This window comes from Actinosynnema sp. NPDC020468 (assembly GCF_040642015.1).
Classification (GTDB): domain Bacteria; phylum Actinomycetota; class Actinomycetes; order Mycobacteriales; family Pseudonocardiaceae; genus Actinosynnema.
The window spans coordinates 78,386-95,597 of the sequence record NZ_JBFAEO010000028.1; the positions used below are offsets into that span (position 1 = coordinate 78,386).

8 protein-coding genes are annotated in these 17,212 nt (G+C 73.4%); 2 read left to right on the forward strand and 6 right to left on the reverse strand.

The genetic code is table 11. The features are described 5' to 3' along the window. Position 1: 1 nt before the first annotated feature. Positions 2-1,246, reverse strand: coding sequence for a lytic transglycosylase domain-containing protein (locus AB0G50_RS21125; protein ID WP_360111115.1), 1,245 nt, complete (start codon positions 1,244-1,246; stop codon positions 2-4). A gap of 359 nt (positions 1,247-1,605) precedes the next feature. Between AB0G50_RS21125 and AB0G50_RS21130 the strand changes: the two genes are divergently transcribed. Next, positions 1,606-10,377 carry an SdrD B-like domain-containing protein gene (locus AB0G50_RS21130; RefSeq protein ID WP_360111117.1) on the forward strand — a complete coding sequence of 2,924 codons (8,772 nt, stop codon included), beginning with the start codon at positions 1,606-1,608 and terminating at the stop codon, positions 10,375-10,377. On the opposite strand, the gene AB0G50_RS21135 is transcribed toward AB0G50_RS21130, so the two are convergent. Together AB0G50_RS21135 and AB0G50_RS21140 are read right to left on the reverse strand one after the other, a co-directional pair. Next, positions 10,374-11,345, reverse strand: a complete 972-nt coding sequence (locus AB0G50_RS21135; protein ID WP_360111120.1) for a lysylphosphatidylglycerol synthase transmembrane domain-containing protein — start codon at positions 11,343-11,345, stop codon at positions 10,374-10,376. The genes AB0G50_RS21130 and AB0G50_RS21135 overlap by 4 nt on opposite strands. Next, positions 11,342-12,073 (reverse strand): PIG-L family deacetylase, encoded by a 732-nt coding sequence (locus AB0G50_RS21140; protein WP_360111123.1) that lies wholly within the window; start codon positions 12,071-12,073, stop codon positions 11,342-11,344. Before AB0G50_RS21140 ends, AB0G50_RS21135 begins: the two co-directional genes overlap by 4 nt. Before the next feature lie 51 nt (positions 12,074-12,124). On the opposite strand from AB0G50_RS21140, the gene AB0G50_RS21145 reads away from it, so the two are divergent. Then, entirely contained in the window at positions 12,125-13,249 is a 1,125-nt protein-coding gene (locus AB0G50_RS21145) for a glycosyltransferase family 4 protein (protein ID WP_360111125.1), read from the forward strand. Here the strand turns inward: AB0G50_RS21145 and AB0G50_RS21150 are convergent. The 3 genes from AB0G50_RS21150 to eccE form a co-directional block, all read right to left on the reverse strand. Next, the gene (locus AB0G50_RS21150; RefSeq protein ID WP_360111128.1) at positions 13,219-14,769 is read right to left on the reverse strand and encodes a S8 family serine peptidase; all 1,551 of its coding nucleotides are present in this window, start codon (positions 14,767-14,769) and stop codon (positions 13,219-13,221) included. The two genes, AB0G50_RS21145 and AB0G50_RS21150, sit on opposite strands and share 31 nt — an antisense overlap. A gap of 263 nt (positions 14,770-15,032) precedes the next feature. Then, positions 15,033-15,761, reverse strand: a complete 729-nt coding sequence (locus AB0G50_RS21155) for a hypothetical protein (RefSeq protein ID WP_360111131.1) — start codon at positions 15,759-15,761, stop codon at positions 15,033-15,035. Further along, positions 15,758-17,077, reverse strand: a complete 1,320-nt coding sequence (eccE, locus tag AB0G50_RS21160) for a type VII secretion protein EccE (RefSeq protein ID WP_360111134.1) — start codon at positions 17,075-17,077, stop codon at positions 15,758-15,760. Before eccE ends, AB0G50_RS21155 begins: the two co-directional genes overlap by 4 nt. Positions 17,078-17,212 lie beyond the last annotated feature (135 nt).

Genomic DNA, 17,212 nt, shown 5'->3' on the forward strand with positions numbered 1-17,212 from the left:
GCTAGCGGTCGGTCGGCTGCTCGGACTCCTTGCCGACCTGCTGTTGTTGCGTGCCGCCCTCGGCCGTGCCGTGCTCCTCGGCGTGGTCCCGGCACATCGCGGCCAGGATCTCCGCACCGAGCGGTGATGCCGACAGCTCGTCGGCCAGGCCCTGGTGCGGGCAGTCCGCCACGTCCACCGGTTCACCGTCCACCGGCTCGTCGGTCGTCGTCGGCGTCGTCTCCACCACCAGCGGCTCGACGCTGGTCGTCGGTGTCGGCGTCGTCGTGGTGGTGGTCGGCGCGGTGGTCGTCGGTGTCGTGGTCGCGGTCGGTTCGGTCGTGGTGGGCGTGGCCGGCGCGGCCACCACCTCGACGGGTGTCTCCACCGGTTTCGTCGCGGTCACCGCACCCGCCGCGTCCGCCGGCTGCTCGGTCGGCTTCGGGTTGGCCGCGGCGGGCTCGTCGTCCGGCGAACCGGGGCCGAGCGGGGTCACCGCCACCGCGCCGTCCGAGTACGTGCGCATCCACGTCTCGACCAGCTGCACGTAGGCCTGCGAGTGGTTGTACCGGAACACGGCCGCGTCCAGGTCGCCCTGCCTCGACAGGTCGAGGCTCCCCGAGCACAGGTAGTTCCCGGCGGCCAGCGCCGAATCCGCGATGTTGTGCGGGCTCGCCACCCCGTCGCCGTTGCCGTCCGCGCCGTAGCGCGCCCAGGTCGACGGGATGAACTGCATCGGCCCGACCGCGCGGTCCCAGCGGGCGTCGCCGTCGTGCCGACCGCCGTCGCTGTCCGCGATCGCGGCGAACGCGCCGCCGTCCAGCACCGGGCCCAGGATGTGCGGCACGGTCTCGCCGGTCGCGTCCGCCCGGCCGCCGCGCGCGTGGCCCGACTCGACCTGGCCGATGCCCGCCAGGTGGTACCAGCGCAGCGCGCACGACGGGTCGGAGGCGGCCAGCGACTTCTCGGCGGCCTGGTAGGCGGCCAGCACGGTCGACGGGATGCCCTTGTCCGCACCGGCCGGCACGAGCGCGACGGGTGCCGCGGCCGCCGGCGGCGCCTGGACGGCGGTCGCGGGCAGGGTCGTGACCACGGCGGGCACCGGGTCGGTTTCGCTGTCCGCCGGCCACGGCGTCACGGCGGGCACCGGGGCGGCGCGCGGCACGAAGCGGTACTCCACCGGCGACACCGCGGCCGGACTCGGCGCGGCGGCGGTCATCAGGCAGAGCAGGCCGCCGATCGCGGCCAGCGCGGGTCGTCGGTGCACGGGTGAGCGGAGACGGGAGCGAAGGCGTGAGCGCACGGATTTCCCCAACGTCGGCGGTGAACGCAGTCCGCCACGACATCTAGCACGGGTATCGGGAAGGCCCGCCCGACGAGCCCGCCAAGTTCCCTCAAAAGAATGGCGTTTCCGCAGGCAGAGTCGGACTTCGGGGTCGTCGTTAATCCCCTCGAACAGGTGAAAACGGTGAAACCGGAATGCGTTCCGCCCGGGCTCGCCGGAAGGTTCCCTCGGGTTTTACCGTCCACCCCGAAGGAGCACGCGTCGTGCCAAGATCCGGTGCTCGACGTCGCCTCGCGGCGTCCCTGGTAGCCGCAGGCTTGGCCGCCTGCTCAGCTGTGGTGGTGACCGCGCCCGCAGCCGAGGCGGCGGTCGTGAGGCCGTTCACCCTGAACTTCAACAAGGACCTCTACGGCGACTTCATCGAGGTCGCGAACGGCAACATGCGGTGCCCGGTGGCGGGAACCGACCCGGTCGACCCGTCGAGCGGCGAGCCGATCGCGAACTGCGCCACGGCGATGGGCGGCACGCTGCCGACCACGTCGAGCGGCAACGACGCGTACTACATGCGCTGGGCCGACGTGGACTCCGACGCCGCGACGTTCAACTCCACCACCGCCTCGCTCACCATCCCGCCCGGCGCGACGGTCGACTACGCCCGGCTGAACTGGGCGGGCGACACCGGCACGATCAGGCTCAGCGACGGCACGGTCTCGACCACGCCCGGCTGCACCACGCGCCAGTTCTTCGCCGGCGCGGGCACCTCGGTCCTCCCGTCGGGCACGCCCGAGTCGACCTCGGTCCGGCTGTCCGCGACCGGCGGGTCGACCATCGCGGTGTCGCCGCAGGTGATCAGCCGCGACGCGCTCGCCAACGTGCCCGCGAGCCAGCCCCAGTTCTACTCGGCGTACGCGAACGTCACGTCCTACTTCCAGGGCCTCGCGACCGGTACGCCGCTGAGCGTGGGCCTGGGCAACGTGTGGACCCCGCAGGGCTTCGGCTGCTTCGGCGGCTGGTCGCTCGTCCTGGTCTACGAGTACCCCGGCCCGACGCCGGTCTACGCGCCGGGCAAGCGGGAGATCTTCCTCTACGACGGCCACGTGCGGCAGTCCTCGACCGACGCGGCGACCACCACCACGGTGAACGGGTTCCGGGTGGCCGCCACCGGTGTGCGGGTCGGCCTGACCGCCTACGAGGGCGACCGGAACATCTCGGGCGACCAGTTCTCGATCAACGGGACACCGGTGGCCGAGCCGCTACCCGGTGGTCTCACCACGAACTACTTCGTCTCCAACGCCCAGAACGCGCTCAGCCCGGCCGTGGTCAACAACATGAGCGTCGACGCGAAGCAGTTCACCGCGCCGAGCATCGTGCCGGGCAGCACGTCGGCGACCCTCACGTTCTCCACCAGCGGTGACACCTACCTGGCGGAGAACCTCGTGCTCTCCGTGCCGATCCCGGCCCTGAAGGCGAAGAAGGAACTGGTCACCCCCGGTCCGTTCCGCCCGGGTCAACCGGTGACGTTCCGGATCACGGTGGTCTCGCCCGGCGGCGCGAACGCGGTCGGCGTGGCGGTGGCCGACCCCGGCTTCCCGGACTGCGCGCGCACCGTGGGCAACCTGGTGCCCGACGTGCCGGTGACCTACGACTGCGTGGGACCGGCCGGCGCGGACAACTTCGTCAACACCGCGAACGCGACCGGCAGCAGCAACTACGGCGATCCGGTCGACGACTCGGCGGGCGTTCCGGTCGATGTGATCAACCCGGCGGTGTCGATCACCAAGACCGCCGACAAGGCCACCTACGTGGCCGGCGAGACGATCACCTTCACCATCGGGGTGACCAACACCGGCGACACCGACCTGACCGGTCTCGTGGTGGCCGACCCCAAGGTGGCCGCCTGCGCGACCACCAGGGCGACGCTGACCGCGGGCGGCGGCTTCAGCTACACCTGCACCACGACCGCTCCGGTCGCCGGTGACAGCAACACGGCGACCGTCACCGCGCTGGACCCGTTGGGCGGCACGGTGACCGCGACCGCGACCGCGAACGCGCCCACGCTGGGCGCGGTGTCCGGCCGGGTGATCGCGGACCGCAACAACAACGGCGTGTTCGACGCGGCCGACGGCGACACCGGCATCGGCGGCGTCACGGTGCACCTGGTCGGCGGGGCGGTCAACCGCACCACGACCACCTCCACCGACGGCACGTACGCCTTCCTCGACGTGCCGCCCGGCACGTACACGGTGACCGAGGACCAGCCGGCGGACTTCGACGACGGCGTCGACACCCCCGGCACGAACGCGGTGGCCGCGGGCGACGACGCGTTCACCGTGACCCTCACGGCCGGTCAGACCAGCACCGGCGACAACTTCGCCGAGCGGCCCACGTCGAGCCTCGCGGGCGTGGTCTACGAGGACCTGGACAACGACGGCAGCCAGGACGGCGGCGAACCGGGGCTCCCCGGCGTGACCGTGCAGCTGACCGGCACCGACTCGGCGGGCAACGCGGTGTCGCTGACCGCGATCTCCGCGCCCGACGGCTCGTACGCGTTCCCCGCGCTGCGGCCGGGCCTGTACACGATCACCGAAACCCAGCCGGGCACGTTCGCGGACGGCAAGGACACCGCGGGCTCGGCCGGCGGCACGGTCGGCGCGGACCTGATCACCGGCATCACCCTCCCGCCGCGGACGACCGCGACCGGGTACCTGTTCGGCGAGTTCGTCGGCGCGTCGATCAGCGGCCGCGTCGTGGACGACGGCGGCACGGGCATCCCGGGCGTGACGATCACGCTCACCGGTCCGGGCGGTCCGCTGGTCCTGCCCACGGCGGCCGACGGCACCTACTCGTTCACCGGGTTGCCGCCGGGCACGTACACGGTGACCGAGGCCCAACCGCCCGGCTACGCCGACGGCGGCGAGCAGGCGGGCACCTCGGGCGGCACGGTCGGCAACGACTCGATCAGCGCGATCGCGCTGGCCTCCAGGGCGACCGCGAGCGGGTACGACTTCACCGAGGACCGGGGTTCGCTCGCCGGTTCGGTCTACGAGGACCTGGACGACGACGGCACCAAGGACAGCGGTGAGCCGGGCATCGGCGGCGTGACGGTCACGTTGACCGGTCAGGACGCGCTCGGCCGGCCGGTGTCGCTGACCCGGACCTCGGCGCCGGACGGCTCGTACACGTTCACCGGCGTCGTGGGCGGCACCTACACGGTCACCGAGACGACCCAACCCGCCGGCTACGCGGACGGCCTGGACACCCCGGGCTCGGCGGGCGGCACGGCGACACCGCCGGACTCGATCACGAACGTCACCCTCGGCGGTGGCGTCGACGCCACCGGGTACCTGTTCGGCGAGTTCAAGGGCGCGTCGCTGGCCGGCTCGGTGGTCGACGACGGCGGCAACGGGATCGGCGGCGTGACGGTCACGCTCACCGGGCCCGGCGGCCCGCTCACCCAGCTCACCGCGCCCGACGGCACCTACCAGTTCACCGGGTTGGCGCCCGGCACCTACGCGGTCGCCGAGCAGCAGCCCGCCGGGTACGGCGACGGTCCGGACACCCCGGGTTCGGCGGGCGGCGACGTCGGCGCGGACCAGGTGACCAACATCGTGCTCACCTCGGGCGCGACGGCGACCGGGTACCGGTTCGAGGAGCGGCGCGGTTCCCTGGCCGGCGTGGTCTACGAGGACGTGGACAACGACGGCACGCAGGACGGCGGCGAGCCGGGCATCGGCGGTGTCACGGTCACCTTGACCGGGCAGAACGCCCAGGGCGGCGCGGTGAACGTGACCACGACGACCGCGCCCGACGGCACGTACTCGTTCACCGGCGTCGTCGGCGGCACCTACACCGTCACCGAGGCCGCGCAGCCCACCGGCTACGCGGACGGCAAGGACACCGCGGGCTCGGTCGGCGGCACGCCCGTGGAGCCGGACACCATCACCGGTGTGGCGCTCGGCGGTGGCGACGAGGCGGCCGGGTACCTGTTCGGCGAGTTCAAGGCCGCGTCGATCTCCGGCGCGGTCGTGGACGACGCGGGCAACGGGGTGCCGGGCGTGACGGTCACGCTCACCGGTCCGGGTGGTCCCTACACCCGGACGACCGGGCCGGACGGGTCGTACAGCTTCGACGGGTTGGTGCCCGGCACGTACACCCTGACCGAGCAGCAGCCGGCCGGGTACGCCGACGGTCCGGACACCCCGGGCTCGCTCGGCGGCGTCCAGACGAACGACCAGTTCGCGAACATCGTGCTGCCCTCCGGCGGCACGGGAACCGGGTACCGGTTCGCGGAGGACCGCGGTTCGCTCTCCGGTGTCGTGTTCGAGGACCTGGACGACGACGGCGTGCAGGACTCCGGCGAGCCGGGGATCCCGGGCGCGGCGGTGCAGTTGACCGGTCAGGACGCGACCGGCGCCGCGGTGACGCTGAACGTGCTCTCGGGCGCGGACGGCTCCTACAAGTTCGACGGCGTGCTGGGTGGCACCTACACGGTCACCGAGACCACGCCGGCCGGGTACCTCGACGGCAAGGACGCGGCGGGCACGGCGGGCGGCACGGTCACCGGACCGGATTCGGTGACCGCGATCGGCCTGGCGGCGGGCGCGGACGCGACCGGGTACACCTTCGGCGAGTTCAAGGGCGCGTCGATCTCCGGCGTGGTCGTGGACGACGCGGGCAACGGGGTGCCGGGCGTGACGGTCACGCTCGACGGTCCCGGTGGTCCGGTGACGCAGACGACCGGCCCGGACGGGTCCTACTCGTTCACCGGGTTGGCCCCGGGGTCGTACTCGGTGGCCGAGCAGCAGCCGGCCGGGTACGCCGACGGTCCGGACACCGCGGGCTCCGCCGGTGGTGACGTGGCGGACGACCTGTTCTCGAACATCGTGCTGACCTCGGGTCGGACGGCGGACGGGTACCGGTTCGCCGAGGACCGCGGCTCGTTCGCCGGTGTCGTGTTCGAGGACAAGGACAACGACGGCGCGCAGGACCCCGGTGAGCTCGGGATCCCGGGTGTCACGGTGACGCTGACCGGTCAGGACGCCGCGGGCAACGCCGTGTCGCTGACCACCAGCAGCGGTCCGGACGGCGGGTACCGGTTCGACGGGTTGCTGGGTGGCGTCTACACCGTCACCGAAACCCAGCCGGCCGGGTACCTGGACGGCAAGGACACCGCGGGCACCTCCGGCGGCACGGTGACCGGGCCCGACTCGGTGACCGGGATCGACTTCGCCGCCGGCGCGGACGCGACCGGCTACACCTTCGGCGAGTTCAAGGGCGCGTCGCTGGCCGGCGTGGTCGTGGACGACGCGGGCAACGGGGTGCCGGGTGCGACGATCACGCTGACCGGCCCCGGTGGTCCGTTCACCGCGGTCACCGGTCCGGACGGGTCGTACTCGTTCACCGGGCTCGCGCCGGGGTCGTACTCGGTGGCCGAGCAGCAGCCGGCCGGGTACGCCGACGGTCCGGACACGCCGGGCACGGCGGGCGGTGACGTCGCGAACGACCTGTTCTCCAACGTCGTGCTGTCCTCGGGCCAGTCGGCGAGCGGGTACCGGTTCGCGGAGGACCGCGGGTCGCTCTCCGGTGTGGTCTACGAGGACCTGAACAACAACGGCGTCCAGGACTCCGGCGAGCCGGGCATCCCGGGCGCGGCGGTCCAGTTGACCGGCCAGGACGACGCGGGCACCGCGGTCACGAGCAACGTCGTGTCCGGTGCGGACGGGTCGTACACGTTCGACGGCGTGCTGGGTGGCACCTACACGGTCACCGAGACCACGCCCGCCGGGTACCTGGACGGTCAGGACGCGGCGGGGTCGTCGGGCGGCACGGTGACCGGGCCCGACTCGGTGACCGCGATCGACCTCGCGCCCGGCGCGGACGCCACCGGGTACCTGTTCGGCGAGTTCACGGCCGCGTCGCTGAGCGGCCGGGTCGTGGACGACGGCGGCAACGGGATCGCCGGCGTGACGGTCACGCTGACCGGTCCCGGCGGTCCGTACACCCGGACCACCGGTGCCGACGGGACGTACTCGTTCACCGGGCTGGTGCCGGGCGTGTACGCGCTGGCCGAGCAGCAGCCGGTCGGGTACGCCGACGGTCCGGACACCGCCGGCACCTCCGGTGGAGACGTGGCGAACGACCAGTTCACGAACATCGCGCTGATCTCCGGCGCGACGGCCACCGGGTACCGGTTCGCCGAGGACCGGGGCTCGTTCTCCGGCTCCGTGTTCGAGGACCTGGACAACGACGGCGTGCGGGACTCCGGCGAGCCGGGCATCCCGAACGCGGTGGTGCAGCTGACCGGTGAGGACGCGACCGGCGCCGCCGTGTCGCTGAGCACCACCACCGGCGCGGACGGGTCCTACACGTTCACCGGGTTGCTCGGCGGCACCTACACCGTCACCGAGACGACGCCCGCCGGGTACCTGGACGGCAAGGACGCGGTCGGCACCTCCGGCGGCACGGTCACCGGGCCCGACTCGGTGGTCGGTATCGCGCTCGAGCCCGGCGCGGACGCGACCGGGTACACCTTCGGCGAGTTCAAGGGCGCGTCGCTGGCGGGCCGGGTCGTGGACGACGCGGGCAACCCGGTGGCGGGCGTGACGATCACCGTCACCGGTCCGGACGGTCCGGTCACGAAGGTCACCGGCGCGGACGGGACGTACTCGTTCACCGACCTCGCGCCGGGCGTCTACACCGTGGCCGAGCAGCAGCCGGCCGGGTACGCCGACGGTCCGGACACCCCGGGCACGGCGGGCGGCACGGTCGGACCGGACCAGTTCACCGCGATCACGCTGTCGTCGGGCCAGTCCGGAACCGGCTACCAGTTCGCGGAGGACCGGGGCTCGTTCTCCGGCGTCGTGTTCGAGGACGAGGACAACGACGGCATCCGGGAACCGGGTGAGGACGGGGTCGCCGGTGTCGCGGTGACGCTGACCGGTCAGGACGCGGTGGGCAACGCCGTGTCGCTGACCACCACGACCGGTCCGGACGGCGCGTACCGGTTCGACGGGTTGCTGGGCGGCACCTACACCGTCACCGAAACCCAGCCGGCGGGGTACCTCGACGGCAAGGACACGGCCGGCACCTCGGGCGGCACGGTCACCGGGCCCGACTCGGTGACCGGGATCGAGTTCGCGGCCGGCGCGGACGCCACCGGGTACACGTTCGGCGAGGTGAAGGCGGCCTCGCTTGCGGGCACCGTGGTGGACGAGTCCGGCGGCGGCATCGGCGGCGTGACCGTCGTGCTGACCGGAACGGACGACCTGGGCAACGCCGTCAACCTCACCGCGCAGAGCGGGCCGGACGGCGCGTTCTCCTTCACCGGGCTGCGGCCGGGCACCTACACGGTGACCGAGACGACGCCCGCCGGGTACGGCGACGGTCCGGACACCGCGGGCACGGCGGGTGGCACGCCGGGGAACGACGTGTTCTCCGGGATCGTGCTGGCCTCGGGTCAGGCGGCCGGCGGGTACCGGTTCGCGGAGAACCGGTCGACCGTGTCCGGCGAGGTGTACCTGGACCTGAACGACAACGGGACCAGGGACCCGGGCGAAGGACCGGTCGAGGGGGTGACGGTGACCCTCACCGGCACCGACGCCCAGGGCGCGACCGTGTCCCGGACGACCACCACCGGCGCGGACGGCTCGTACTCGTTCGACAAGGTCGTCGGCGGCGTCTACGCGCTGACCGAGACCCAGCCCGCCGGGTTCGCCGACGGCAAGGACAAGGTCGGCACGGCCGGCGGCACGCTCGTGTCGCCGGACACCATCACCGGCATCGAGGTGCCCGCGGGCGGCACGGCGTCGGGTTACCTGTTCGGCGAGGCGGGCGGCGTGCTGACCGGCACGGTGTGGGTCGACACCGACGGCGACGGCGTGATCGACGCGGCCGAGGCCGGGCGACTGGCCGGTGTCACGGTGATCCTGAAGTCCGACTCGGGCACCGAGATCACCAGGGTGTCCACCGGCCCCGACGGCCGGTACCGGATCGAGGGCCTGGGCTCGGGTTCCTACCAGGTGGTGGAGCTCCAGCCGGACGGCTACGGCTCGACCACGCCGAACGAGGTCGCGCTCACCGTGTCGAACGGTGGCGGCGGCAACGTCGACTTCGGCGAGGAGCGCGGGTCGATCGGCGACTTCGTGTGGTCCGACCTGGACTTCGACGGGGTGCAGGACCCGGGTGAGCCGGGCCTGCCGGGTGTCGTGGTGACCGTGCGCGACTCGGGCGGTTCGGTCGTCAAGACGACGACCAGCGACAAGGACGGCCGGTACGCGTTCACCGACCTCGCGCCGGGCACCTACACGGTGCAGTTCACCGCGCCGAACGGGAAGACGTTCACCACGCCGGGCGCCTCCGACGGCGCGAAGAACTCCGACGTGGACCGGGCGACCGGGTTGTCCGGGCCGGTGGTGATCGCGATCGCCGACGGCCGGATCACCCGCAAGACCGACCTGGACGCCGGTGTCGTGGACCGCAAGGTGGACCTGGGCGTGTCGATCTCGGTCGACAAGCCGGACGCGGAGGTCGGTGACAAGGTGGTGATCACCGACAGGGTGACCAACACCGGGACCGTGACCGTGGGCGGCGCGACGACCGTGATCACCGTGCCGCCGGGGTTGACGGTGGTCGACACGCACGGCGACGGGTGGCACTGCGACGTGCGCGGTCAGGTCGTCACGTGCGTCACGGACTGGACCCTCGAGCCCGGCCGGACGTTGCCGCCGGTGACCGTGGTGACCAAGGCCGAGCACCCCGTCCACCACGACGAGGTGGTGGCGGACGTGACGCTGCGGGACGGCACGGGCGACGACAACCCGGCGAACAGCCGGGCGACGGTCCGGGTCGAGGTCGACGAGCCGCACGGTCCGCACCACCCCGGTGACGGTCACGGCGACCACGGCGACCACAAGCCCGGTGACGACCACCAGCCCGGCGACCACCAGCCGGGTGGTCACGAGCCCGGTGGGCCGCACCAGCCCGCTCCCCAGGAGCCGCTGGCGTGGACCGGTGTGGTGGGCGTGCTGCCGCAGCTGCTCCTCGGCATCGGGGTGCTGCTGGTCGGCGCGCTGACCGTGCTGCTCACCGCCCGCCGCAGGAGGGGTGACCGCTAGCGGGTCCTGAACCGGAACCGCCTGTCCGCGTTCGCGCGGGCAGGCGGTTTTCCGTTGCGGGCGGACCAGGCGAGGTAGGCCAGCGCGCCGAGCGGGATCTCGGCGGCGTAGGTGAACGTGCTGAACAGCAGCACCCCGGCGACCGCGTGGGCGGCGGGGGTGGCCAGCGCGACGAGCAGCGCGATGGTGGCGTTCTCGGTGATGCCGACGCCGCCGGGGGTGACGATCGCGAGGGTGAGCAGCCGGCTCACCGCGAAGGCGGCGACGGTGGTCGGCAGGTCGAGCACCGCGCCCGAGGTCGCGAGGCAGCACCAGAAGAGCAGGCCCTGGAGGGCGAGGTAGGCGATCATGCCGCCGGTCAGCTCCGGCCACCGCTCGCGGATCACCTGGCGGGTGGACAGCCGCAGGTGCAGCAGGAGGCGCAGGACGCGGGCGCCGAACAGCCGGCCCGCCCACCGCGGCCCGGCGAGCGGGAGCAGCAGCGCGAGGGTGGTGACCACGCCGACGACGATCACCGCGAGCGCGCCGTTGCCGAGCACGGCCGCGCCCTGGACGGCCAGTGCCACCAGCGGCAGCGCGACCCGGAACGCGGTGTTCCAGATGCCGCTGACCAGGGTGGACGTGGTGATCGCGCGCGGGCTGTGCCCCCAGCTCGTGGCCATCACGGCGGTCACCGCGACACCGGCCGCGCCGCCGAAGGGCAGCAGGTTGCTGACCGCGCTGCCGGCCGCGGTGATCAGGAACGCCTGACCGGGGCGCAAGCCGGGCATCGAACCCGACAGGACGTAGGAGTAGCACCACTGGCCGGCCAGCCAGAGCACGAGCAGCCCGACGAGCGTCGGCCAGGTGACGCCGGCCAGCACGTCGCCGACCGCGCTCCACGACACGCCGCCCACGGCGGGCACCACGGCGATCACCAGCCACGCCGCCAGCGCCAGCGACACGAGCCCCGCAAGGAGCCGGGTCATCGGCGGCGGGCGCGTTCCACGTACCACTCGGTGCCCAGGGCGTAGCGGAACACCGGTGGGGGCAGGCGCAGGAGCGCGGTCAGGGTTCTGGTGGTGGTGCCGCCGGTGGTCTGGGTGGCGTGCGCGGCCATGCTGCGGCGCTTGAGGTGGGCGTAGCGGCGGACGTCGACGCGGTGGGTGATGTCCGCGGAGGCGCTGTAGGACCGTTCGAACGGGCCGAGGTCGAAGCGGCGGACCAGCCGGGCGGCGCGCAGCACGGGCAGGAGGCGGTCCCGGTCCACGGTGGCCTCCCACAGCCGGGGCGTGGAGGCCAGTTCCGCGGCCAGCGACGCGACCCGGTGCACCTGCACGTGGTCCGGGTGGCCGTAACCGCCGGCCGGGTCGTAGCCGGTCAGCAGGTCCGCCCGCTCCTCGTGCAGGAGCGCGGCCAGCCGGTCGGCGGCCTCCGTCACGTCCGCGCGGGCGAAGCCGGTGTCGCCGGTCAGGCCGGAGTCCTGGTAGCCCAGGAACTCCACCCGCGCGCAGCCGAGCACCGCCGCCGACGCGCGGAGTTCGCGGGACCGCGCGGTCGCCAGGTCGTCGGTGGTCGCGGACAGGCCCCGGCCGCCCGAGGTCGCCACCACCAGCACGACCCGGTGGCCCTCGGCGGACAGCCGCGCCATCGTTCCGCCGGTCAGCAGCGCCTCGTCGTCCGGATGGGCGTGGAAGAACACGCACGTTCGGCTCACAGGTGCAAGAGTGTCAGCAGGACCGTTCGGCGGCTTGACGGGAGCGCGGGGATGACCATCGCCCACATCACCGACTGCTTCCTCCCGCGCCTGGGCGGCATCGAGGTCCAGGTGGCCGGGCTCGCCGCCGCGCAGCACCGGGCGGGCGCGGACGTGCACGTGCTGACCGCGACCCGGGGCGCGCAGCGGACACCGCACTGCTCGGTGCACGAGCTGTCCGTGCCGCTGCCCTGGCCGGTGCACCCGCGCGCCGCGCACCACCTCGACCGCGAGCTGCGCGCGTTGCGGCCGGACGTGGTCTACGTGCACGTGGGCGCGATCGCGCCGTTCGCGTGGTCCGGTGTCCGGGTGGCGCTGCGCCGCGGGCTGCCGACGGTCGTGCTGGTGCACAGCATGTGGGACCCGGTGGTGCGGCACTGCTACCGGCTGCTGGACCTGGTCGACGGGTGGAGTCGCGCGCCGCTGTCGGTGGCCGCCGTGAGCCGGGCCGCCGCGGGCACGATCTCGTTGTCCGGCAAGGAGATCTCGGTCGTGCCGAACGGCATCACGCCCGCCGAGTGGCGGCCGGGCCGGGTCGGGCGGGGCGCGGTGCACGTGGTGTCGGTCGGCCGGCTGGCCGCGCGCAAGCGACCGCGCGAGCTGGTGGAGGCGCTGTGGCGGGCGGGCGCGGCGCTCGGGCCCGGCGCGCTGGAGGCCACGATCGCGGGCGACGGGCCGGAACTGCCCGCCGTGCGCCGGTTCCTGGTGCGGCACGGCATGTCGTGGGTGCGGCTGGTCGGCCGGCTCGACCGGGACGGCGTGCGCGACCTGCTGGCGCGGGCCGACCTGTTCGTCAACGCGGCCACCTGCGAGGCGTTCGGCCTGGCCGCCCTGGAGGCACGCACGGCCGGGGTGCCGGTGATCGCCCGACCGGGCACCGGCGTGGCCGACTTCGTCCGGGACGGCGTGGAGGGCGTGCTCACCGACGACCTGGCGGGCGCGGTCGTGCGGTTGGCGCGCGACACCGGGACGCGGCAGCGGATCGCGGCGCACAACCTGGCCACCGAACCCGTCGGCTGCACGTGGCCGGAGGTGCTGGCGGCGCTGGAGGACGCGAGGGGCGGCCCCCGCCGTCGGACGTGGCGGGGGCCGCCCGGGTCACGCGGTCACAGGTCGAGCGTCCAGGAGTCCAGGTAGCCGGAGTCCTGGAGGTACACGTCCTTCACCTTGAGCAGCCACTGGCCGTTGGCGTCCTCGCCGGACAGGTCGAGGGTGTAGGTCGCGTCCACGTCGTCCGCCGCGTCGGTGCCCGAGGGCGCCTTGAGCTGGCGCACCGAGCCGACCGGCGAGATCAGCTGGATCTCCAGGTCGCCCCGGTACGGGTGCTTGACGTGCACCTCGACCGTGGAGGTCGCGGACGCCTTGCCCGCGCAGCCGGAGATGGTGATCGGGCTGGACACGCCGCCCTTGTCGGGCACCGGGTAGTCGGTGGCGTTGGTCGTGGGCAGGCAGCCCGTCGGCGGCTGGGTCGTGCCGCCGCCGACGACCTTGAGCAGCTTGTTCGGCGAGCCGGTGCCCGGGTCGGTCACCACGCCGTTGGACGCGCCGTCCACCAGCGCGTCGCGGACCTGCTGCGGCCGCGCGGTCGGGTTCGCGCCGAGGTAGACCGCCGCCGCGCCGACCACGTGCGGGGTCGCCATCGAGGTGCCGCTGATGGTGTTGGTGGCGCTGTCGTCGGTGTACCAGGACGACTTGATCAGCGAGCCCGGCGCGAAGATGTCCAGGCACGGACCGATGTTGGAGAAGTCCGAGCGCAGGTCGGTGTCGGTGGTCGAGCCGACGGTGATCGCCTCGGCGGTGCGGCCGGGCGAGCTGTTGCACGCGTTCGCGCCGTAGTCGTTGCCCGCGGCGAGGCCGTAGGTGATGCCGGACGCGATGGAGTTGCGCACCGCGGTGTCGACCGGGTCGTTCGCCGCGCCGCCGAGGCTCATGTTCGCCACGGCCGGCTTGACGGCGTTCGCGGTCACCCAGTCGATGCCCGCGATCACGCCCGCGTACGAGCCGGAGCCCGCGCAGTTCAGCACCCGGACGCCGACCAGCCTGGCCTTCTTGGCCACGCCGTGGTTCGTGCCGGCGACGGTGCCGGACACGTGCGTGCCGTGGCCGTTGCAGTCGGTGGCGTCGGTGTCGTTGTCGACGGTGTCCGTGCCGGACGTGGCCCGGCCGCCGAACTCGGTGTGCGAGAACCGGATCCCGGTGTCGATGATGTAGGCGGTGACGCCTTCGCCCTCGCCCGGGTAGGTGTAGCTGTTGTCCAGCGGCAGCGACTGCTGGTCGATCCGGTCCAGACCCCACGACGGGGTCGGCGTCTGAGTGCCGGAGATCGACACCTCGGCGTCCTGCTGCACGTACTCGACCGCCGGGTCGGCGGCCAGCTTGCGGGCCTGCTCCTCGTTCAGCGTCGCGGAGAAGCCGCGCAGCGCCGAGGTGTACCGGTGGGTCACCCTGGCCTGGTACTTGGCGCTGAGCGCGTCGGTGGCGTTGACGTCCTTCAGCACCACGATGTAGCTGTCCTTCACGGCGTGCTCGGCGCCGGCGCCGCGGATCTCCCCCGGAGCCGCGTGCGCGGTGACCGCGGACAGCGCGGCCGTGAGCACGAACGTCGTGCCCGCGGCGAGTGTCGCGCCGACCGCCCTGGTCGTCCTGGACGATGTCATCGTTGGAACTACCCCCTTGTGAACGGATGTGCGTCCGGGTGACTCCGCCCCGAAGTCGCCCGGACACCCTGGGTCGTTCCTATTGGTCGCCGCACCGGGTGCGCAACCGCTTTCGCCGCGATGCCGACCCGAGTGTTCTCCACAGTTCGCGGTCGTACTGTCAACGGCGCACTGCGGGCGGTCACTGCGGGAACCTCCTGGACCCACAACGAAAAATGTGCCCCGGACCAGTCGGCCCGGGGCACCTCGTCCGTCCACTGTGGTCAGTCGCCCCGGCGCACCGCGCCCAGGATCTGCTGTTCGCCCGGCGTGGTCACCAGGCGCAGCGGGCGCCACAGGTTCGTGCCGAGCGCGATGACCTGGTCGTCCTTCAACGTGGTCAGCTGGTGCGCCATCTGCGGCGGCAGCCGCCAGATCTGCGCGGCCAGCTGCGCCTGACCGACCGGAAGTCGTTGCAGCAGCACGAGGTCCGCCGAGTTCGCGGTGGTCGCGGCCTGCGGGTGCAGGTAGGGCAGCACGTACATCGTGGTCTGCCACGGCGAGCGCGGCGGGAACAGCTCCTGCGGCACGTGGCCGCCGTCGTGCACCACGAGCAGCGGGCTGTCCTCGGACGGCCGCGGCAGTTCCACCGGGGAGAGCCTGCGCAGTTGCACGGCGGGCGACGGACGGCCGTCGGCGCCCTGCCCGGCGGCCCGGACCACCGGCTGCCACGCGGCGGGCCGACCCGTCGCGATGGTGATCCACGCGCCGGTCGCCATGGCGCGCAACGCGATCTGCCGCGCCAGGTACAGCCCGCCGACCACGACCATGCGGGTCGGCGCGGACCGCAGCACCGAGATCGTCAGGGGTTCGCCCTGCAAGCCCGAGCCGAGCACCATGCCGCCGCGGTCGCCGGACGGGCTCACCACGTCGAGCAGCTTGGGGTCCACCAGGAACTCGGGCGCGACGCCCTTGCCCTGGCCGCGGGTGTCGAGCAGCCGGCTGTTGCTCACGCCACACCTCCGAGGGGCAGCGTCGCGGCCAGTCCCGCGACCTGGAGGCCGTTCAACGGGGTCAGCGTGATGTCGAGCTTGTCCGCCAACGCCTTGATCCTGTCGTCGGCCCGGTCCAGTTCGGACGGCGTGCGCGCGCTGACCCGCACCAGGCCGCGCAGGCCGACCTGGCCGGTCTCGCTGCTCGGCGAGATCGACATGGACAGCGTCGAGGACAGCGCCCGCACGCCGGTGAGGGCGTTGAGGTTGTTGCGCATGCCCTTGGACGGCCAGCGGGTGATCGCGTAGCTGTGGTGGCCGACGCCGCCGGCGGTGACGCCGGACCACTTCTCGCGCAACGACACCGAGGTGTTCGAGCCCGCGACGGAGGTCAGCTCGGCGGCCGAGATGCCGGCCCGGATCAGCTCGTCGGAGTCCAGCGGCCGGATGGCCACGCCCGCCGACTCCAGCGCGTTGCGCACCCGGGACAGCGCGCCGATCAGCGCCCGGTGCGCGCCGACGACGCCGCCGCCGCGCTCCCGGATCGCCGCCGCGCAGCGCTTCGGGTCCAGCCGGACCGCGATCCACGTCGTGCGCCGTGCCGCGGCGGGCAGCGGGCCGAGCACCTCGAGGTAGGAGTTCAGGGCCGGCGAGTTCACCGGGAGCGACGCGCTGCCGGGGTAGCAGTGCCAGATCACCGAGATCGCGTCCAGCACCACGCCCCGGTCCTCCAGGCACGGGGCCAGCGCGCCGAGCGGCAACGCGGGCGCGCTGCCGACGGCGGTGATCAGGCCGGGCGCCGGGTCGACCAGCAGCACGGCCGTCCACGCGCCCTGGTGCCAGGCCATGCCCAGCGGGCGGCGTTCGTGGTCGACGCCCTTGGCCACCACCAGGTCCGGCACCGCGAGGCGCAGCAGCGCCACCCTCGGGTCGTCCGGCCCGATGACCGAGGTGTCCTCCTCGGACGGCGCCTTCTGCTCGACCGGACCGTCGCGCTCGGCCGTGCGGCCGTGGCCGCGGAACAGGTAGCGGAACACCAGGCCGATCCACTGGGTCAGCCAGCGGCCCTTGGACCGGGCGAACGCCAGGACCAGCGCGACGAGCACGATCCCGCCCGCCGTGTAGAGCAGCGCGGGTGCGGTCTTGCCGCCGACCGCGCCGACCGCGAGCAGGATCAGGCCGATCGCGACGCCGACCTCGAGCACGACGAGGTTCGCGACCGGCAGCGCGCCGAGGCTCGCGCCGACCGCACGCCTGCGTGCCTTGAGCGCGGCCGCGCGGATCGCGCCGGGGCCGCCCGGGGGCGTGGGACCGGGCTGGGGGCCGCGTGGCGCCATCGCGGGGTTGGGTTGGCCCGGATGTGGGGGTGTCGACACGGACATCCGATCTGGTTCTCTTTCCCCTCGACGTGCGTCGGGTGGATCAGGGCCCGGGTCTGGCCAACCCGCACACGGACAACCCGCCGTCCGGCT

What these genes read in the sequence shown, in the direction of transcription:
- AB0G50_RS21135 (WP_360111120.1), bottom strand. Translation starts at nt 11,345, where the DNA reads ATGACCCGGCTCCTTGCGGGGCTCGTGTCGCTGGCGCTGGCGGCGTGG.
- AB0G50_RS21150 (WP_360111128.1), bottom strand. Translation starts at nt 14,769, where the DNA reads ATGACATCGTCCAGGACGACCAGGGCGGTCGGCGCGACACTCGCCGCG.
- AB0G50_RS21145 (WP_360111125.1), top strand. Translation starts at nt 12,125, where the DNA reads ATGACCATCGCCCACATCACCGACTGCTTCCTCCCGCGCCTGGGCGGC.
- eccE (WP_360111134.1), bottom strand. Translation starts at nt 17,077, where the DNA reads ATGGCGCCACGCGGCCCCCAGCCCGGTCCCACGCCCCCGGGCGGCCCC.